Here is a 17,856-nt window from a genome sequence, read left to right as displayed (position 1 = left end):
TGATCGATCAAGGAGCAGACATGACCATCCAGACGACCACCCACCTCAACTTCCGTGGCGACGCGCGCCAGGCGCTGGAGTTCTACCACTCCGTGTTCGGCGGCCACACCGTCGTCAACACCTACGCGGACTTCGGCATGCCGGCCGAGGTGCCCGGCTCGGACAAGGTCGTGTTCGGCCTCGTCGCCGCCGAGAACGGCTTCCGCGTCATGGGTTACGACATCCCCGGCGAGACCGAAGGACCGATCGCCGGCGGCGGTTCGACCCGCCGGGAGAACGGCACCACCATCACCGACCAGGCCCTTTTCGTCTCGCTCGGCTCGGACACCTTGGAGGAACTCCAGGGCTACTGGGACGCCCTCGCGGTCGACGCCGTCGTCGTCGAGCCGTTGGCCGCGTCGGCGTGGAGCTCGGGCTTCGGCATGCTGACGGACCGGTTCGGTGTGACCTGGAGCATCAGCGTCACCGCCTGACGCCCGCCCGGTACGCGGTCGGTCATCGGACGATCTCGAAGCGCTCGAGCACGACCACACTCGACTCCTCGACCGTGAAGTCGTCGCCCGACTCGTCCTGCATCTCGGCCGAGGACCAGAAGCGAACGTGAGCCGCAGGTGGTGACGAACTCGGCGCGCTGGGATCTCAGGGGGCTGGTGTGGGATCGGCCCTGATGTCGGGAATCCTGGACGATCTGGAGCCCCTGGATCTCAAGCGCACGGCCCTGTTCACGCAAGATGCCCATGGCCTCTACCGCCGCTTCGGATTCGAACCGCTCCTCGACGCCGACTCATGGATGCTCCGATGGGGTGCAGGCTTCGGTCCCCGACCACCAGAGTGACCCTGGTGCGTCGGACGGACCACGCGCTCCCCTGGGACCACGTCGTGGGGCTCGACGTCGATGAGACGGCCCTCATGATCGTGCGTCAGCATGTGGGCATGAGCACCATCACGTCGCCGCGCACCCGGATACTCGTCGTCGACGACGACCCGGCGATCGTCTTCGGCCTCCGCACGGCCCTCGAGGCCGACGGGTACGACGTCGTCACGGCGGCCGACGGCGCCGAGGGGCTCGCCGCCGTCGCGCGGACGGACCCGGAGGTGGTGGTGCTGGACGTCTCCATGCCCGGTCTCGACGGGCTCGCGGTGTGTCGCACCCTGCGGGCGCAGGGCGACCGGGTGCCCGTCCTCGTGCTCACCGCCCTCGACCACCCCCGTGATCGCGTCGAGGGCCTGGACGCGGGGGCCGACGACTACCTGGGCAAGCCGTTCGACCTCGACGAGCTGCTGGCCCGGGTGCGTGCGCTCGTGCGACGGGCGTCCCCGATCCCGCGGGAGGTCGTCGGCTTCGGCGACCGCACCCTCCATCCGGACGATCGCGTGCTGACGTCTCCCCGCGGCACCGTCGCGCTGACCCGCATCGAGACCGCGATCCTCACGGCGTTCTTCTCCTCGCCCTCACGCGTCCGGACCCGGGACGATCTGGTCGACGCCGTGTGGGCCGACGACGAGGCACCGCGGTCGAACGCGCTCGAGGTCTACATCAGCAGCTTGCGCCGCAAGCTCGACGAGGCGGGCGAGGGCCGGCTCATCGAGACCGTCCGCGGGGTCGGCTACCGGATCGGTGCGGGTCGGTGACGAGGACGTCCCTGCGCACGCGACTCGCCGTGGTCGTCGCAGCGACGGTCGCCGGGGTCGTCCTGCTGGTCGCCGCCCTCACGTTCACCTTGGTCGGCCACCAGGTGACCAAGGGGCAGGACGTGTCGTTGCTCCGGGAGGCGACTCGCATCCAGCGGCTCATCGACGCGCAGGCGGACTACGTCGCCTCCGGGTCGGACAACTGTCGGTACACCTCCGAGCCCGGGTGCACCCGGGTGGTGTCGTCCGAGGACCGACCGTTCGACGACGGCACGGCCCTCGCGGTCACCGGAGCAGCCGTCGCGGTCGCCCGCGGGGACCGCGACGCGGCCTACGACACGGTCGTCGCCGACGACGTCGAGGTGCGCACCATCGTGCTCCCCACACGCGGCGACACGGCCGTGATGGTCGGCGTGCCCACCGAAGCCACCGACGAGACGATGAGACGTGTCGGAGCGGGCCTGCTGGCAGGAGGCGCGGCAGGCGTCCTGCTCTCGGCTGTCGTCGGGTGGCTGGTCGCGACGGTCGGCCTCCGGCCGGTGGCCGATCTCGCCGCCTCGATCCGCCGCGTGGCGAGCACCCGAGATCCCCACGACCGAGTGGAGATCTCCCGCGACGACGAGCTCGGACGGCTGGGCTCGGCCTTCAACGCCATGCTCGAACAGCTCGCCGCGGCCACCACCGCCCAGCGGCAGCTCGTCGCGGACGCGTCCCACGAGCTGCGGACACCGTTGACGACCCTCCGGACGAACATCGCCCTGCTCGGGCGGGGCGACGCCCTGGCACCCCCGGTACGAGAGCGCCTGCGCGTCGACGTCGAGCGCGAACTGCTCGGCATGCAGGACCTCGTCGACGATCTGGTCGAACTGGCTCGAGGAGACGACACGGAACCCGATGCACACCCGGTGCCGGTACGGCGGTCGATCGATGCGGCAGCGGCTGCCGCCCGTCGTCACTGGCCCGACGTGACCTTCGACGTCGTCGACGACGACGACGCCGGTGAGGTGCGGGTCTTCGCCGACCCCGACCGTCTCGAGCGGCTCTGGAACGTGCTGCTCGACAACGCCGGCAAGTACGGTCCCCGGCCCGGCCGGGTCGAGATCGCGGTGACCAGGACGGCCTCGTCCGTGCTGGTCCGCGTCGTCGACCACGGTGCCGGCATCCGCGAAGACGACCTTCCGCGCATCTTCGACCGGTTCTACCGGTCACCCCACGCCAGCCGGTTGCCGGGGTCGGGACTCGGCCTCGCCATCGCGCACCAGACCGTGCAGCAAGCCGGCGGCGACATCGCGGCGTCGACGACGGACGGCGGGGGCACGACGATGACCGTGACGCTTCCCGTCGCCACGGACGAGTGATCGCGAGGGCGAGGCCGACTTAATCCTGACCTCATCGCCGCCGTCGAGCATCGGGGCATGACCTCGACGACTCCCCTCAGGATGGTGATCGGCGCCGGCGGCACCGGCGGCCACATCTACCCCGGCCTCGCCACCGCCGACGCCGTGCGCGCCCTGGTGCCCGATGCCGACATCTCGTTCTCGGGCACCGACCGCGGCCTCGAGACCACCCTCGTGCCCGCCGGCGGTTACCCCCTCCGGACGGTTCCCATGACACCCCTGGCTCGAACTCGGGACTGCAACCTGGCACTGTTCCCCCTGCACCTGGTCCGAAGCGTCCGGCTCGCGATGCGGCAGCTCCGCGAGGACCGGGTCGACGTCGTGCTCGGCATGGGCGGCTACCCCAGCATCCCGGTCGTCCTCGCCGCTCGCCTGGCGGGCATCCCGTGTCTGGTCCACGAGTCGAACGCGGTGCCGGGGCGGGCGAACCTGCTCGCGGCACTCATGACGCCTCACGTCGCCACGGGCTTCGATCCGGCCCACGCGTCCTGGTGTCGACGGGGTGCGTTCCCCTCCGGCGGCCGCGAGGTGAGGCATCTCGGCATCCCCCTGCCGTCCGCCGTCGCGTCGGCCGATCGGCGGCGTGACCGAGAGGAAGCGCGAGCCCACTTCGGAGTGCACGCAGGACAGCGGTTCGTCATCGTCAGTGGAGGCAGCCAAGGGGCGGAGAGCCTGAACCGGGCGTCCTTCGACCTGGCGACCCGATGGGCCGACCGCGACGACGTCCGCCTGCTCGTCAAGGCCCGGGCAGGGCAGACGGACGAGGCCCGACGTCGCCTGCGTGCGACGGGCGGCGACCGCGTCGCGGACGTCGTGTCGTACATCGACCGGATGGACCTCGCCTACGTGGCCGCAGACGCCGCCGTCACCCGATCCGGTTCGGCCTCGGTCGCCGAGCTGCAGCACCTCGGCGTCCCTGCCGTGCTCGTGCCCTACCCGCACGCCCCGGGCGATCACCAGACCCACAACGCCCGCGAGCTGGTCGACACGGGACAGGCCCGCCTCGTCGCCGACGAGCACCTGACGGTCGACTCCCTCGAGCGTGCCCTCGACGACCTCGCCTCGTCACCGGCGCCGGCGCCCAGTCCTCGCCATGTGGGAGCCGCCACGGGGCTCGCGGCGTGGGCCGTCGACCTGGCCCGGGCCGGGCGTGTGCGACGGGGCCGGGTTCCCTGGGCCGACTCACCGGCACGGTGGCCGTCGACCACCGCCGCGACCCCGTCGGCCTCACGGCTCCACGCCTCCTCCGCTCCCCCGTCATCGCCCTCGACCACGACCACCCCTGCTCGGAAGGACCACCCATGACCCCCCATCACGACGCCTACGCCGGCCGGACCGTGCTCGTCACGGGAGCCGAAGGCTTCATCGGTTCGACCCTCGTCGACGAACTCCTCGCCGCCGGAGCCCACGTGCGTGCGCTCTGCCACTACAAGCCCTACGGCACGCTCGGATTCCTGGCGAACGTGCTCGACGACCCGCGGGTCGAGGTGGTCTCGGGCGACGTGCGCGACGGCCACCTCGTCGACCGGTGCGTCGAAGGCGTCGACCTGGTGTTCCACCTCGCAGCCCTGATCGGCATCCCCTACAGCTACGAGGCGCCGGACTCGTACGTCCAGACCAACGTCGTCGGCACGCACAACGTCGTCGCCGCATGCCGGCGGCACGGAGCACGCATGGTCCACACGTCGACGTCGGAGGTCTACGGCAGCGCCCGGGCCGTGCCGATCGACGAGCAGCACGTGCTGCAACCCCAGTCGCCGTACTCCGCCTCGAAGATCGCCGCCGACGCGATCGCCTTGTCGTACTTCCACTCGTTCGACACCCCGGTCGCCGTGTGCAGGCCGTTCAACACCTACGGTCCGCGCCAGTCGACGAGGGCCGTCATCCCCGCCATCCTGGCCCAGCTGCGCACCGGTACGACGGAGATCCGGTTGGGATCGCTCACGCCGACCCGGGACTTCACGTACGTCACCGACACCGCCCTCGGGTTCCTCGCCGTCGGCGCCTCGGACGCCGCCCTCGGCCGCGCCGTCAACCTCGGCACCGGCACCGAGATCTCCATCGGCGACCTCGCCGAGACCCTGATCGACATCTCGGGTCAGGAGGCGCGGGTCGTGTCCGACGACTCCCGGCGGCGCCCCGACGGCAGCGAGGTCGACCGACTGCTCTCGGACAACACGCTCGCACGCGAACTGACCGGATGGGCACCCACCGTCTCGCTCACGGACGGATTGGAACGAACGTGGCGATGGGTGCTCAGCCGCGAACGAGAGGACGGCCGCTATGTCGTGTGACGAGACGGCCCGCGACGGTGGACGCGCCTCCGCCGGCGTTCGCCGTCACCGGCTGACTGCTCTACCGGCACGACACGAGTGACCTGACCACACCCGTCACGACAGGCCCGCCGCGCCGGGCGGCCCCGCGGCCCTCTCCCCCAGAAAGTGGCTAGCTTCGACGAGTAATGCTCACCCAGATGTCGAGGAGACACCGATGACGAACCCCACCCCGTACACCGGCGCGAACGTGCCCGCCTCGACGACCAAGAAGACGATGGGCGTCCTGTCGCTCGTCTTCGGCATCGTCAGCATCGTCCTCTGCCTGTTCCTGCCCGTCCTGTGGATCTTGCTGGCCATCGCGGCCGTGGTGCTCGGCTTCCTCTCGCGCAAGAGCGAGCCCGCCGCCCGCACCATCGCGACGGTCGGCATCGTGCTCGGCTTCGTCGGCATCCTGGCCAACATCGGCTCGATGATCGCCGGCGCGCTCATCATGACCCAGGGCCTCTGACCCGGGTCACGCACCTCGTCGAGTGGTCCCGAACCGTCCTCCGCCCCCGAGCGGACGACGGCTCGGGGCCACTCGTGCGTCGTGGGCCTCGGGCGCGCCCGCGGGGTACGCCCCGGAGTCCCCCGGCGTAGCGTCCAGGGCACCGCGAACCAGAGAGGACCCCGCATGACCCGCGACCAGTACACCTTCGCCGACCCGCGCACGCTCTACCCGACGATCAGCCCCGAGGTGCAGCACCAGGAGGAGCCCGGCCTGCAGTCGCAGATGACTCCCGTCCCCGACCTCGGCGAGGAGACCTACCGCGGCACGGGACGCCTGCAGGGTCGCAAGGCCCTCATCACGGGTGCCGACTCGGGCATCGGCGCCGCCGTCGCGATCGCCTACGCCCGCGAGGGTGCCGACGTCGCCCTGAACTACCTGCCGAGCGAGCAGTCCGACGCCGACCACGTCATCGCGCTGATCGAGGCCGCGGGACAGAAGGCCGTGGCTCTCCCCGGGGACCTGACCAGCGCCTCCTTCTGTCGTGAACTCGTGCAGAAGGCGGTCGACGGACTCGGCGGCCTCGACGCCGTCGTCAACGTCGCCGGCAAGCAGGTCTGGCAGCAGGACATCGAGGACATCACCGACGAGCAGTTCGACCTGACCTTCCGCACGAACGTCTACGCGCCGTTCTGGATCGTCAAGGCCGCCGTGCCGCACCTCGCCCCCGGCTCCACGATCATCAACACCGCGTCGGCCGAGGCCCACACGCCCGCCCCCGACCGCCTCGACTACGCGGCGACCAAGGGCGCGATCAACAACCTGTCGAAGGGCATGTCGCAGCAGCTCACCTCGAAGGGCATCCGCGTCAACGTCGTCGCGCCCGGCCCGACCTGGACCGTGCTGCAGGTGACCGACGGCGTCGACCCCGAGTCGCTGCCCGAGTTCGGCTCGAGCGAGGCCCCGCTCGGCCGCGCCGGCCAGCCCGCCGAGCAGGCACCCGCCTACGTGTTCCTCGCCTCGGCCGAGTCGAGCTTCGTCGCGGGCGAGACGCTCAACGTGAACGGCGGCATGGTCTCGCCGTAGCCCGACCGACGACGAAACCGAGGAGGCGCGGGTCGACTGCACCGCGCCTCCTCGGCTCGTCGAATCCCCGGCTTCCGGCGGGTCAGGCGGGCAGCGCCACCGCGAGGTACGGCGCGGTGCGGCTGCCGGTCGCCCCGGCCACCTGCTCGGGCGTGCCGACGGCGAGCACGCGCCCGCCGGCGTCCCCTCCCCCGGGGCCCAGGTCGATCACGTGATCGGACGCCGCCACGACACCCATGTGGTGCTCGACCACGACGACGGTGTTGCCCGCGTCGACCAGCAACTGCAGCTGGGTGACGAGCAGCTCGACGTCGGCCGGGTGCAGGCCCGTGGTCGGCTCGTCGAGCAGGTAGAGCGTGTGTCCGGTGCGGGCACGCTGCAGCTCGGTCGCGAGCTTGATGCGCTGTGCCTCGCCGCCCGACAGCTCGGTCGCGGGCTGGCCGAGCCGCAGGTAGCCGAGCCCGACCTGCCGCAACGTCTCGAGAGCCCGGGAGGCGCTGGTCACCTCGGTCAGGAACGTCGCCGCCTCGTCGACCGTCATCGCGAGCACGTCCGCCACGGTGGCGCCGTGCCAGGTGACCTCGAGGGTCTCGGCGTTGTAGCGGGCGCCGTGGCACTCGGGGCAGGGCGAGTAGCTGCCGGGCAGGAAGAGCAGCTCGACCGAGACGAACCCCTCGCCCTGGCAGACCTCGCAGCGGCCTCCGGTGACGTTGAACGAGAAGCGTCCGGCGCCGTAGCCCCGGGACCGCGCCTCGTCGGTCGCGGCGAAGGCCTGGCGCACGGCGTCGAACAGGCCCGTGTAGGTCGCGAGGTTCGAGCGTGGCGTCCGGCCGATCGGCTTCTGGTCGACCTGCACCACGCGGTCGACCCGCTCGTGGGCGGTCGCCGTCTCGGCCAGCACGCCGCCGACCAGCGTCGACTTGCCCGAACCGGACACCCCCGTGACCGCGGTGAGCACGCCGAGCGGCAGGTCCACGTCGACGCCGTCGAGGTTGTGCCGGGTGACGCCGCGCAGCTCGAGGGTGGCGGTCGGTTCGCGTCGGACGGGCGACCCGCCCTGGGCGTGATCGGAGACGGAGGGGTCGAGGAAGCGCCTTGTGACGGAGTCGGCGACCCCGGCGAGCCCGGCGACGGGCCCGCTGTAGAGCACCGCGCCTCCTTGGCTGCCTGCCCCCGGGCCGACGTCGACGACCCAGTCGGCGCGGCGCACGATGCTCATGTCGTGCTCGACGACGAACACCGAGTTGCCGCTCGCCCGCAGCCGTTCGAGCACCTCGACGAGGGACTCGGCGTCGGCGGGGTGCAGGCCGGCGCTCGGCTCGTCGAGCACGTAGACGACGCCGAACAGGCCCGAGCGCAGCTGCGTCGCGATGCGCAGCCGCTGCATCTCGCCCGGTGACAGGGTGGGCGTCGCGCGGCCGAGGCTGAGGTAGCCGAGCCCGAGGTCGTCGAGCACGGTCGTCCGCGCCAACAGGTCGGAGGCGATGCGGACGGCGACCTCGGTGACCTCTCCCGAGGACGCGTTCGACACCGCGGCCGACGCGCTCGTCAGGGTGGCCGTCGGCCGCAGGACGTCGCCCAGTTCGGCGATCGGCAGGGCGTTCAGCTCGGCGATCGTGCGGCCGGCGAAGGTCACCGCGAGCGCCGCCCGGGTCAGGCCGCTGCCGCCGCAGAGCGAGCAGGGCCCGCTCTCGACGTACTGCAGCACCTTGGTGCGCTGGGTCTCGCTCTGCGAGTCGGCGAGGGTGTGCATGACGAAGGCGCGAGCGCTCCAGAAGCGGCCCTTGTACGGCTTGGCGACGCGGTCGCGCTGGGGGGTCACCTCGACCACGGGCTGCTCGTCGGTGTAGAGCAACCAGTCGCGGTCGGTCTGCGGCAGGTCGCGCCAGGGGCGGTCGATGTCGTAGCCGAGCACGCTCGTGACGTCGCGGAGGTTCTTGCCCTGCCAGGCTCCCGGCCACGCGGTGATCGCACCGTCGCGGATGCTCAGGCCGGGGTCGTGGACGGCCGACGCCTCGGTCACCTCGTGCGCGATGCCGAGCCCGTGGCAGCGCGGGCAGGCTCCGGCGACCGTGTTCGGCGAGAACGAGTCGGACTCGAGGCGGTCGGCCCCGGCCGGGTAGCTGCCGGCCCGCGAGTAGAGCATCCGCATCGAGTTCGACAGGGTGGTCAGGGTGCCGACGGTCGAGCGCGAGCTCGGGGCGCCCCGGCGCTGCTGCAGGGCGACGGCCGGGGGCAGGCCGGTGATCTCGTCGACGTGCGGGGCGCCGCCCTGGGCGATCAGCCGTCGCGCGTAGGGCGCGACCGACTCGAAGAAGCGGCGCTGCGCCTCGGCGAAGATCGTGCCGAACGCCAGCGACGACTTGCCCGAGCCCGAGACGCCGGTGAAGGCGACGATGCTGTCGCGCGGGACGTCGACGTCGACCGCGCGCAGGTTGTTCTCGCGGGCGCCGCGGACTCGGACGAAGCCGCGGGCGTGGACGTCGGCGGGGACGGCGGTCGGGGCGGTGGTCGTGGCGTCGGTCGGGGCGTCGGGCACGTCAGGAGGGGCGGTGTCGGGCATTCGGTCGATGCTACGGGTGTCGGCGGCGGTCGGGCCGGGTCGGGTCGGGCCCCAGTGTCGGTGGCCCGTCGTAGCGTGTGCGCGTGCCCGAGCCGATCGCCGCCTGGTGGGCGCGACGCCGGACGTCGCGCGGCCTCGCCGTGCCCTATCCGGTGGGCAGCTACCGCGAGGCCTGGGCGTCGTACCCGGTGCTCGTGCGGCAGTACCGTCCCGAGCACAACGGCGGCATCGTGCTGAGCCAGATCCCGCCCGCGGCCGACGTGTGGCTGTGCTGGCTCTGCGACGCGGGCCACGTGTTCGTCGCCACCCCCGACGAGCAGCGGCACCGGCCGGGGCGTGAGCGCCGCCGGTCGTCGTGGTGCCCCGAGTGCAGCAAACTCGCCGCCCCGCGCGCTCTGCCGATGCGGCCGCCGATGGCGCCGGCGGCGGTCGTCCGCGCGCAGGCCGCGGGCGTGCCGGGGCAGGACTCGGGCGCACCCGTACAGGCCGCGGCTGGGCCAGGTCGGGCCGGGGCGGCCCGGAGCCCAGGAGGCGCGGTGCCGGTGGACCCGTCACCCCCGCCCCGGCGTCGTCGCGCCTCGAGCACGGGCCTCCCCTCGACGACGCCGCGGGCGGCACCTCCTGGTCCCCCGTTCCCGGCCGACCCCGCCCGTCGGCCCGAGCAGGCACCACCCCTCGCCTCCTGGTCCACCACGGCACGCCGGTCCGAGTCGGCACCGCCTCTGGGCTCGACGTCCGCCCCGCGGACGGACGCGACCCGCGCCTCCCGGCCGGACCCTGTCGGCCAGCCGACCCGCGCCTCCCGCACCGGCCGCGTCGCCCGGCCGACCCGCGCCGCCCGGCCGGTGTGCGACAAGACGCCGGCGCTGCCGACCGGCACCCCGTTCGTCAGCGCGTGTGCCCCGAAGCCGGCGTCGGCGGTCGAGGCCGAGCTGCGGGCCGAGCTGACGGCCCGGCTCGAGTTCGAGCCCGGTCTGAACGCCGTGCGCGTGGGGCGTCCGTTCTTCGACCACGTCGAGGTGTGGCCCGACATCGTGCTGAGCGAACTGCGGGTCGCGATCGAGTACGACTCGACCGGGCGGCACGGGCTCGAACACGTCGGGCACCGCGAGACCGCCGACCGACGCAAGGACGCCGCGCTACGGGCCGCGGGCTGGGAGGTCGTGCGACTCCGGACGGGCAAGCTGCCCCCGCTCGGACCGCACGACCTGCAGCTGTCGGGGCTGACCCGGCAGACGGTGCCCCTGCTGCTCGACGAGTTGCGCGCCATCCGCGGCCCGCTGCTCGTCGACGCCTACCTCCGCCGCTGACGCCGGCGCGCACCCGGAGGGCAGGGCGCAGCCACGACACCACACCGCGTTTCGTGCACGGCACCGCATCTAGTCGCGGTGCGATGCACGAAACACGGTGCGACGAGGCCTAGGGCCCGGCACGGACCGGGGTCAGCCGCGCAGGGCCAGTGCCTCGCTGCGCCAGCGGGCGTAGAGCTGCCACGGGTCGTCGACGCCCTGCGCGAGCGCCGTCACGTGAGCGTCGAGCTCGGTGCTGCGTGCGAACCACTCGGTGCGTCCGAACCGGGAGGCCGCGAACTGCCCGTGCCTCCGCCGTTCGACGAGGCGGTCGCCCCGCTCGAAGGCCAGCAGTTCGTCGTGCCAGAGCGTGCCGAGGCGCTGCCGGGGGTTCGACGACGTGCCGATCTTGATGCGGTCGTCGAACCGGATGTAGTAGACGACGTCCACCCGCACGACCCCGAGCTCGCCGTCGGGCACGTCTCCCTGGCGCCACTCGCAGACGGCGCAGAGCCACCCCGAGGGCCAGTGCACGCCGAGCCGTGACCCGCACGCGAGGCAGGGCGACGGCAGCAGGTCGGTGACGCCCTCGCCCGAGGCCTCGAGCGAGGCCACCCAGTCGGCGGCGAGCGCAAGATGCCGGTCGCAGAGCGGCACGGGCGACGACGGATCGACCGGACGACCGCAGGAGTCGTCGGCGAGCCGACCCGTGCCTCCTCGGCAGTCGTCGGGTCGGGGTGTCGGGCGGGTCATCCCCGCAGGCTAGGCGTGGCCACCGACACCAGGTCGGCGGGGCGAGATGTCATGACGTGCCGCTCATCTCTGAAGGTGAGCGGCACGTCGTGACCTCTCGCCACGACGGGAGCAGGGCCCGGCCGGTTCAGTCGTGCTCGTGGTCGATGCGGAGGCCGAGCGGGTGCGGCCCGAGCAGCAGCCACACGGCGCCAGCCCCGAGCGGGAAGAGGACGGCGGCGACCGTCCAGACCGTGCGCTCGAGCTGCGTCGTGTCGGCACGTCGCCGCACGGCGCGCACGATGCTGACGACGATCACGAGGTACACGACCGCCACGACGATCGCCACCACCGCCGGCCCCCAGTCGCCCCATGCACTCATCTGCCCAGCCTAGGGCGCTGCCGCCGGACCGGCCTCAGTGCGCGCTGAGCAGCGCCAGCACCGCGTCGTACCGCCCCTCGGCCTCGGCGTTGCGCAGGAACTTCACGCGCTCGACCAGGATCTCGTGGGCGTCGGGCTGCGCCTCGAGCAGCGCCATCGTCTCGTCGAGGTACTCGTCGAGCGGCATGGCCGACGGGTCGTCCTGCTGACCGAGCAGGGTGGTCTGCACGGCCGGCGGCACGAGCTCGACGACCTGCACGGACGTGTCGGCGAGCTGCACGCGGATGCCTTCGCTGAACGAGTGGATCGCGGCCTTGGTCGCGTTGTAGGTCGGCGTGATCGGCAGCGGCACGCTCGCGAGCCCCGACGACACGGTGACGATCGAGGCGGCGGGCTGCGTCTGGAGGAACGACGTCCACGCCGCGATCAGTCGGATCGGACCGAGCAGGTTGGTCGTGACGGTCGCCTCGGCGGTGGCGAGGAAGTCGCCGGTCGTGACGTCTTCGGTCTGCATGATGCCGGCCATCGCGACGACGACGTTGGTCTCGGGCCAGCGGCGCTGCACCTCGGCCGAGACGTCGACGACGGCCTGCGGGTCGGTGGTGTCGAGCTCGACGGCCTCGAGGCCCGGGTGGTCGCGGACGATCTCGTCGAGCAGCGCCCGGCGTCGGCCGGCCACGACGACGGTGTTGCCGGCGGCCTGCAGGCGCAGGGCGAGGCCCAGGCCGATGCCGGACGTGGCGCCGGGGATGAACACGGTGTTGCCGCTGATCTTCACGGTTGCTCCTTCGGGTGTGCCGCGCTCGGCGCGGCCGGTGGTGGTCGTCGCCCCGACGACGGTCGGGGTGACGACCACCACTCTGACCCGGGGAGGCGCGGTGCGGCAGAGAGCGCTCGTCCAGGGATCGGTGCTCCCTGGTTGGCGAGTGCCGCGGCTGACAGCATGGGGCCATGGACCGCGCCGACCTCGCCGACTTCCTCCGCCACCGCCGCGAGGCGCTGCGACCGTCCGACGTGGGGCTGCCCGAAGGCGTGCGTCGGCGTACCGCCGGACTGCGTCGCGAAGAGGTGGCGGGGCTCGTCGGCATGTCGACCGACTACTACGCGCGGCTCGAGCAGCAGCGCGGCCCGCAGCCGTCCGAGCAGATGCTCGTCGCTCTCACCCGGGGGCTGCGACTGAGCCTCGACGAGCGCGACCACCTCTACCGCCTGACCGGCCACCACCCGCCCCGCCGGACGCGAGGCGGCGACCACGTCAGTCCCGCGTTGCGGCGGGTGCTCGACCGGTTGGTCGACACCCCTGCGCTCGTCCTCAGCGACCTGGCCGAGACGCTCGCGCAGAACCGGCTCGCGGTCGCCCTGCTCGGTGACCAGATGCGGTACGAGGGGCTTGCCCGCAGTGCGTTCCACCGGTGGTTCACCGACCCGGCCGAGCGCGCCTCCTACCCGGTCGAGGACCACGCGCACCAGCTCGAGCTGCAGGCCTCCGGGCTGCGGGCGGCGCTCAGCATGGCGGGCGGCGGGGGCCGACCACGAGAACTCGTGGAGGCGCTGCTCGCGTCGAGCGAAGAGTTCGCGACGATCTGGGCTCGGCACGCCGTGCACCAGCGCTTCGACGACCGCAAGACGCTCCTGCATCCCGAGCTCGGCCGCGTCGAGGTGGACTGCCAAGCTCTCTTCACCGAGGACCAGTCGCAGACGCTGCTCGTGCTGACGGCGACGCCCGGGTCCGACGACGACGCCAAGCTGCGGTTGCTCGACGTGATCGGCGCGGAGCGGTTCGCCGAGCAGGGCTGACGGCTCTCGACGCCCCGGCCTGTTCCGCACCCGCGAAGATGGACGCACGCACGACGACGTGACACCGAGGAGACCGCATGTCCACGCAGACCCCGAGCACCCTGAGCTTCCCCGCCGCGACGGCCGTCCCGTTGCGCGGCGGTCCGACCCTGCGCTGGGGCGTGATCGGCCCGGGCGAGATCGCCGGCGACTTCACCGACGCCCTCCACGCGCACACCGACCAGCGCGTGGTCGCCGTGGCCTCCCGCAGCCTCGACCGGGCCGAGGCCTTCGCCCGCACCCACGGCGTCACCGCGGCGCACGGCGACCAGGAGGCGCTGGTCACCTCCCCCGACGTCGACGTCGTCTACGTCGCCACGCCCCACACCCGCCACCTGCCGGACGCCCTGACCGCGATCCGGGCCGGCAAGCACGTCCTGATCGAGAAGCCGATGGCGACCAGCACGGCCGAGGCCGACGAGATCTCCGCCGCGGCGAGCGCCGCCGGTGTCCTCGCGATGGAGGCGCTCTGGACGCGCTACCTGCCGCATACGACCGTCATCGCCGCGCTGCTCGCCGACGGCGCGATCGGCGACGTGCGGCTCGCGACCGCCGACGTCGCCTGGGCCAACGACCTCTCGGCCGGCGGACGCATGACCGATCCGGCGCTCGGCGGCGGCGCGCTGCTCGACATCGGCGTCTACGCGTTCTGGTTCACCCAGTTCGCGACCGGCCACCCCGTCGAGTGGCACGCCGCCGGTTCGACCCGGGCCGACGGCGTCGACCTCGACGCGGCCGTCGTCACCCGCACGGCCGACGGGGTGCTCGCCACGGCGGCGACGAGCCTGCTCACGACGTCGCCCGGGCTCGGCACGATCTCGGGCTCGACCGGGTCGATCCGCACCCTGCAGAACCTCGTCTTCCCCGCGACGTTCGAGCTGACGACCAATGCTGGGTCGGCCGTCTGGAGCGACCCGACCGTCCCGACCGGCCGCCAGGGGCTCGCCTACCAGGCGACCGCCCTCGCGTCCTACGTGGACGCCGGGCTGCGCGACTCGCCCCTGCACTCCCTGGCCGACTCGAGGTCGCTGCTCGCGACGATCGAGGCGACCCGCGCCTCCTTGACCGTCGTCTGAACCGGCCGAGATGTCACGACTCGCCACTCACGTCCCGAGGTGACCGGCACGTCGTGACATCTCGGCAGACGAGAGCCGGAGGCGCGGCTCAGCTCGGCGGGGAGGCGCGGCTCAGCTCGCGACCGGAGGCACCGACGCGACGGCGATGTCGTGCCCGTCCGCGGCGCGGATCTCGACCGACGCGACGTCGGACCGCAGCACGGCGGCGTTCAGCCGACAGTCGACGCGCACGTCCGACCCGAGGAACGCACCGGACTCGTACTCCCGCCCGTCGCCGCCGACCACCACGACCGTGAACGCCGAACCCGTCGGCAGGCCGTCGACGCTGAGGACGGTCTCGGTGCCCCAGGTGTGGGCGACGAGGTCTCCGTCGAGGTCGACCCCGTCGGGCTGACCGACGAAGTCCACGTGCTCGACGGCGCCGAGGCTGCCGGCAGGGCCAGCCACCACCGTGTCACGAGGCGTCGCGAGCAGGACTCCTCCCCCGGCCCCGATCGCCAGGCACGCGGCGGCGGCCACGGCGATCAGCAGCGGGCGACGGCCCCGTCCGGACCGGGCCGCGGCGACGTGGGGCCCGATGTGCGTGGCCGGCGCCTCGTCAGGCGCGGTGCCGGTGCCGGTGCCGGTGCCGGTGTCGAGAGCGACGTCGGCGTCGAGCGGGACGTCCGCGTCACGAGAGGCCGGGGCCTCGGCGACGTGTCCGAGGGCATCGATGCGCTCGCGCAGCCGGTCGCTCGGAACCACGTCGTCCCAGCGACCGAAGCCCGACAGTCCGTCGACCATCACCCCGAGCGACGCCAGCTCGGCATCGATCGACGGGTCGGCAGCCCGGAGCGCGTCGAACTCGACGCGTTCGCTCGGCGAGAGGTCGTCCGCGAGCGCAGCGGCCGTCAACTCGTCGCGACGGGCGTCGCCGTCACCGGCCCCCACCCCTGGCGTGCGGTCAGTCATCGGTCGTCTCCTGGTCGTCGAGGTGGGTGCGGAGGGCGCGCAGCGCGTGGAACACGCGGGTGCGGAGGGTCGCGACGGGGACGCCCGTGCGCTCGGACACCTCGCGGTAGCTCAGGCCCTCGAGGTGGACGGCCACGACGGCGGCCCGGTGGTCGTCGCTCAGCCGGGCGAGCCCCTCGGCCATGCCCAGCCGTTCGAGGGGGTCGGCCACGCTCGCGACGGGGTCGGGGGCGTGCTCGAGGGGCACCACCGACGGCGTGCGCGTCCGTGCCCGGTGCACGTCGAGCACGACGCGGCGCTCGATGGCGAACAGCCAGGTGCGGACGCTGCCGCGGTCGGCGTCGAACGAGTCGCGGGCACGCCAGGCGCGCACGAAGGTCTCTTGCACGCAGTCCTCGGCCAGCGTCCGGTCGCGGAGGGCGTTGACGGCGAAACCGAGCAGCGACGAGCCGTGCTCGACGAACGCGGCGCGGACGTCGAGACCGGACGACCCCTCGCTCATCGGGCTCCGATCTGCCGCGCGGCCCGGGACGGGGCCCGCGCGACCCATGACGGCGATCATCCGCCTGCCCTCCAGCCTATCCACGCCGATCGCGGATGCCGACGGGGTGTACGTCCGCCGCGCCTCCCGCGTTCATCGGACCGGCCACGAACTTTCTCGCGACCGACGTGAACGCATCGGCCCCGCCCGACGTAGGCCCTGTCGAGCGGCACCCGCCCGGGCGCCGCCCCGTCGAGAGGACCCGGAGCATGCCGAAGATGACGCGCACGACCAAGAAGACCGCCATCCGCACCCTGACGATCGGTGGTGCCGCCGCGACCGCCGTCACCCTGTTCGGCGTGACGCCCGCGTTCGCCGAGACCGAGGTGCCCGAACCGTCGACCTTCACGAGCGCCTACACGGTGATGGCGACGCCCGACCAGGTCATCAACAACGACGGGGTCGCCACCCCGGGCGAGCCCGGCGCGACGGGGACGTTCGACTTCCGCGTCAACAGCGACACCGAGGTCATCTGCTACGACATCACCCTGCGCGGCGTGACCGGCGACTACCAGAGCCCGGCGAAGACCGCGACGCACATCCACGAGGCGGCACAGGGTCAGGCCGGCCCGCCGCGCATCGCGTTCCCGAACCCGGTCGACCGCGGGGACGGCACGCGCACGAGCAGCGGCTGCCTGCAGGGGCCGTTCACGACTGGTGTCATGAGCGCCGCCGGGGCCGACACGGGCGCCGGCTTCAGCCTGAAGCAGCTCGAGGCGAACCCGGCCGGCTTCACGGGCGACTCGCACACGGCCACGTTCGCGGCCGGCGTCGTCCGCGGCCAGCTGACGCAGGTGCCCGTCGGAGGCGTCGACACCGGACTCGGAGGCGCGGCCACCGAGAGCGCGTCGGCCGGCGGTCTCGGCCTCGCGGCCGGCGGCGCCGGGGCCCTGGCCCTGCTCGGTGCGGGTGCGTACGTCCTGACCCGTCGTCAGCGCGCGGCCCGGGCCTGACATGGGTCGCTCCCTGCCCTCGGTGGTCGTCGTCGCCGCCGTCGTGCTGGCCCTGACCGGGTGCGCGGCGCCCGGGGCGGTCGCACCGACGGCGGCACCGACCCCGGGGGCGGGGGCGAGCGCCCCGGCGACCGCGGCTCCGTCGGCGACCGGCACCGCGCCTCCTGCGGTCGCCGAGGGCACCGGGGTCGTCGCCGAGGGCGTCGCGCCGGCCGCCGTCTCGGTGCCCGCCATCGGACTCGACGCCCCGTTGATCGACCTCGGCATCGCCGACGCCGGCGCCATGGAGGTGCCCGTCGACGCGCACGACGTCGGCTGGTTCACCGGCGGCGGCAAGCCGGGCGGGCGCGGTCCGACGGTGATCGCCGCCCACGTCGACTCCGCGTCGGGCCCGGCGGTCTTCGCGCGGCTCGACGAGCTCGTCGTCGGCGACCGAGTCGACGTGACCACGGTCGACGGGGGTGTCGTGAGCTACGCCGTCACCGAGGTGGTCGACGTGCCGAAGGCCAAGTTCCCGACCGCCCGAGTCTTCGGGGCGCAGCCGACCGACCAGCTGCGGCTGATCACCTGCGGCGGCGTGTTCGACCGTGGCTCGGGCCACTACGACCAGAACCGGATCGTCTTCGCCGAACCGGCAGCCTGATCGCCCGGCCCG

General features: G+C 73.1%; 18 protein-coding genes. 12 read left to right on the top strand and 6 right to left on the bottom strand.

Features of this window, described 5'->3' with window-relative positions:
• Positions 1-20 precede the first annotated feature (20 nt).
• From SJY14_RS05285 to SJY14_RS05255, 7 genes are all read left to right on the top strand, one after another.
• Positions 21-473: a VOC family protein gene (locus SJY14_RS05285; RefSeq protein WP_396599995.1), complete on the top strand. Its 453-nt coding sequence runs from the start codon at positions 21-23 to the stop codon at positions 471-473.
• 460 nt (positions 474-933) lie between these two features.
• The gene (locus SJY14_RS05280) at positions 934-1,632 is read left to right on the top strand and encodes a response regulator transcription factor (RefSeq protein WP_396599994.1); all 699 of its coding nucleotides are present in this window, start codon (positions 934-936) and stop codon (positions 1,630-1,632) included.
• Positions 1,629-2,990, top strand: a complete 1,362-nt coding sequence (locus SJY14_RS05275; protein ID WP_396599993.1) for an ATP-binding protein — start codon at positions 1,629-1,631, stop codon at positions 2,988-2,990. Before SJY14_RS05280 ends, SJY14_RS05275 begins: the two co-directional genes overlap by 4 nt.
• Before the next feature lie 57 nt (positions 2,991-3,047).
• Positions 3,048-4,334, top strand: coding sequence for a UDP-N-acetylglucosamine--N-acetylmuramyl-(pentapeptide) pyrophosphoryl-undecaprenol N-acetylglucosamine transferase (locus tag SJY14_RS05270; RefSeq protein WP_396599992.1), 1,287 nt, complete (start codon positions 3,048-3,050; stop codon positions 4,332-4,334).
• A complete protein-coding gene (locus SJY14_RS05265) occupies positions 4,331-5,323 on the top strand; it encodes an SDR family NAD(P)-dependent oxidoreductase (RefSeq protein ID WP_396599991.1) in 993 nt (330 codons plus the stop codon). The genes SJY14_RS05270 and SJY14_RS05265 overlap by 4 nt, the downstream gene beginning before the upstream one ends.
• 196 nt (positions 5,324-5,519) lie before the next feature.
• Positions 5,520-5,813 carry a hypothetical protein gene (locus SJY14_RS05260; RefSeq protein WP_396599990.1) on the top strand — a complete coding sequence of 98 codons (294 nt, stop codon included), beginning with the start codon at positions 5,520-5,522 and terminating at the stop codon, positions 5,811-5,813.
• A 165-nt stretch (positions 5,814-5,978) separates the two neighbouring features.
• Positions 5,979-6,878: an SDR family oxidoreductase gene (locus tag SJY14_RS05255; protein ID WP_396599989.1), complete on the top strand. Its 900-nt coding sequence runs from the start codon at positions 5,979-5,981 to the stop codon at positions 6,876-6,878.
• 82 nt (positions 6,879-6,960) lie between these two features.
• Here the strand turns inward: SJY14_RS05255 and SJY14_RS05250 are convergent, their stop codons facing one another.
• A complete protein-coding gene (locus tag SJY14_RS05250) occupies positions 6,961-9,441 on the bottom strand; it encodes an ATP-binding cassette domain-containing protein (RefSeq protein WP_396599988.1) in 2,481 nt (826 codons plus the stop codon).
• Between the two features lie 83 nt (positions 9,442-9,524).
• Here SJY14_RS05250 and SJY14_RS05245 point away from each other — a divergent pair, with 83 nt between their 5' ends.
• Positions 9,525-10,751, top strand: coding sequence for a hypothetical protein (locus tag SJY14_RS05245; protein ID WP_396599987.1), 1,227 nt, complete (start codon positions 9,525-9,527; stop codon positions 10,749-10,751).
• Between the two features lie 132 nt (positions 10,752-10,883).
• Here the strand turns inward: SJY14_RS05245 and SJY14_RS05240 are convergent, their stop codons facing one another.
• The 3 genes from SJY14_RS05240 to SJY14_RS05230 all read right to left on the bottom strand — a co-directional run bounded on the left by SJY14_RS05240 (position 10,884) and on the right by SJY14_RS05230 (position 12,622).
• On the bottom strand, positions 10,884-11,483 hold the full coding sequence (locus SJY14_RS05240) for a GIY-YIG nuclease family protein (RefSeq protein WP_083396399.1): 600 nt from the start codon (positions 11,481-11,483) through the stop codon (positions 10,884-10,886).
• Between the two features lie 127 nt (positions 11,484-11,610).
• Positions 11,611-11,844: a PLDc N-terminal domain-containing protein gene (locus SJY14_RS05235; RefSeq protein ID WP_071256476.1), complete on the bottom strand. Its 234-nt coding sequence runs from the start codon at positions 11,842-11,844 to the stop codon at positions 11,611-11,613.
• Between the two features lie 34 nt (positions 11,845-11,878).
• The gene (locus SJY14_RS05230) at positions 11,879-12,622 is read right to left on the bottom strand and encodes an SDR family oxidoreductase (protein ID WP_071256585.1); all 744 of its coding nucleotides are present in this window, start codon (positions 12,620-12,622) and stop codon (positions 11,879-11,881) included.
• A gap of 173 nt (positions 12,623-12,795) precedes the next feature.
• On the opposite strand from SJY14_RS05230, the gene SJY14_RS05225 reads away from it, so the two are divergent.
• Both SJY14_RS05225 and SJY14_RS05220 read left to right on the top strand, forming a co-directional pair.
• Positions 12,796-13,641 carry a helix-turn-helix transcriptional regulator gene (locus tag SJY14_RS05225; protein WP_071256475.1) on the top strand — a complete coding sequence of 282 codons (846 nt, stop codon included), beginning with the start codon at positions 12,796-12,798 and terminating at the stop codon, positions 13,639-13,641.
• Between the two features lie 77 nt (positions 13,642-13,718).
• Positions 13,719-14,756 (top strand): Gfo/Idh/MocA family protein, encoded by a 1,038-nt coding sequence (locus SJY14_RS05220; protein WP_083396398.1) that lies wholly within the window; start codon positions 13,719-13,721, stop codon positions 14,754-14,756.
• Positions 14,757-14,867: 111 nt separating this feature from the next.
• On the opposite strand, the gene SJY14_RS05215 is transcribed toward SJY14_RS05220, so the two are convergent.
• Entirely contained in the window at positions 14,868-15,707 is an 840-nt protein-coding gene (locus SJY14_RS05215; RefSeq protein ID WP_396599986.1) for a hypothetical protein, read from the bottom strand.
• Positions 15,700-16,209, bottom strand: a complete 510-nt coding sequence (locus tag SJY14_RS05210) for an RNA polymerase sigma factor (protein ID WP_071256583.1) — start codon at positions 16,207-16,209, stop codon at positions 15,700-15,702. Before SJY14_RS05210 ends, SJY14_RS05215 begins: the two co-directional genes overlap by 8 nt.
• A gap of 248 nt (positions 16,210-16,457) precedes the next feature.
• Here SJY14_RS05210 and SJY14_RS05205 point away from each other — a divergent pair, with 248 nt between their 5' ends.
• Both SJY14_RS05205 and SJY14_RS05200 read left to right on the top strand, forming a co-directional pair.
• The gene (locus tag SJY14_RS05205; RefSeq protein ID WP_255364270.1) at positions 16,458-17,201 is read left to right on the top strand and encodes a CHRD domain-containing protein; all 744 of its coding nucleotides are present in this window, start codon (positions 16,458-16,460) and stop codon (positions 17,199-17,201) included.
• Between the two features lies 1 nt (position 17,202).
• On the top strand, positions 17,203-17,844 hold the full coding sequence (locus SJY14_RS05200; protein ID WP_396599985.1) for a class F sortase: 642 nt from the start codon (positions 17,203-17,205) through the stop codon (positions 17,842-17,844).
• Positions 17,845-17,856 lie beyond the last annotated feature (12 nt).

It is taken from the genome of Frigoribacterium sp. R86507 (genome assembly GCF_044597695.1).
In the GTDB taxonomy this organism is placed as follows: domain Bacteria; phylum Actinomycetota; class Actinomycetes; order Actinomycetales; family Microbacteriaceae; genus Frigoribacterium.
The sequence above is the reverse complement of the archived record's forward strand: the minus strand, read 5'-3'. Positions and strand labels throughout refer to the sequence as shown.

Coding starts and splice junctions, on each gene's coding strand:
- SJY14_RS05255 (WP_396599989.1), top strand. CDS start 5,979: ATGACCCGCGACCAGTACACCTTCGCCGACCCGCGCACGCTCTACCCG.
- SJY14_RS05250 (WP_396599988.1), bottom strand. CDS start 9,441: ATGCCCGACACCGCCCCTCCTGACGTGCCCGACGCCCCGACCGACGCC.
- SJY14_RS05210 (WP_071256583.1), bottom strand. CDS start 16,209: ATGAGCGAGGGGTCGTCCGGTCTCGACGTCCGCGCCGCGTTCGTCGAG.
- SJY14_RS05225 (WP_071256475.1), top strand. CDS start 12,796: ATGGACCGCGCCGACCTCGCCGACTTCCTCCGCCACCGCCGCGAGGCG.
- SJY14_RS05280 (WP_396599994.1), top strand. CDS start 934: ATGAGCACCATCACGTCGCCGCGCACCCGGATACTCGTCGTCGACGAC.
- SJY14_RS05205 (WP_255364270.1), top strand. CDS start 16,458: ATGCCGAAGATGACGCGCACGACCAAGAAGACCGCCATCCGCACCCTG.
- SJY14_RS05285 (WP_396599995.1), top strand. CDS start 21: ATGACCATCCAGACGACCACCCACCTCAACTTCCGTGGCGACGCGCGC.
- SJY14_RS05270 (WP_396599992.1), top strand. CDS start 3,048: ATGACCTCGACGACTCCCCTCAGGATGGTGATCGGCGCCGGCGGCACC.
- SJY14_RS05200 (WP_396599985.1), top strand. CDS start 17,203: ATGGGTCGCTCCCTGCCCTCGGTGGTCGTCGTCGCCGCCGTCGTGCTG.
- SJY14_RS05265 (WP_396599991.1), top strand. CDS start 4,331: ATGACCCCCCATCACGACGCCTACGCCGGCCGGACCGTGCTCGTCACG.
- SJY14_RS05220 (WP_083396398.1), top strand. CDS start 13,719: ATGTCCACGCAGACCCCGAGCACCCTGAGCTTCCCCGCCGCGACGGCC.
- SJY14_RS05240 (WP_083396399.1), bottom strand. CDS start 11,483: ATGACCCGCCCGACACCCCGACCCGACGACTGCCGAGGAGGCACGGGT.
- SJY14_RS05215 (WP_396599986.1), bottom strand. CDS start 15,707: ATGACTGACCGCACGCCAGGGGTGGGGGCCGGTGACGGCGACGCCCGT.
- SJY14_RS05235 (WP_071256476.1), bottom strand. CDS start 11,844: ATGAGTGCATGGGGCGACTGGGGGCCGGCGGTGGTGGCGATCGTCGTG.
- SJY14_RS05260 (WP_396599990.1), top strand. CDS start 5,520: ATGACGAACCCCACCCCGTACACCGGCGCGAACGTGCCCGCCTCGACG.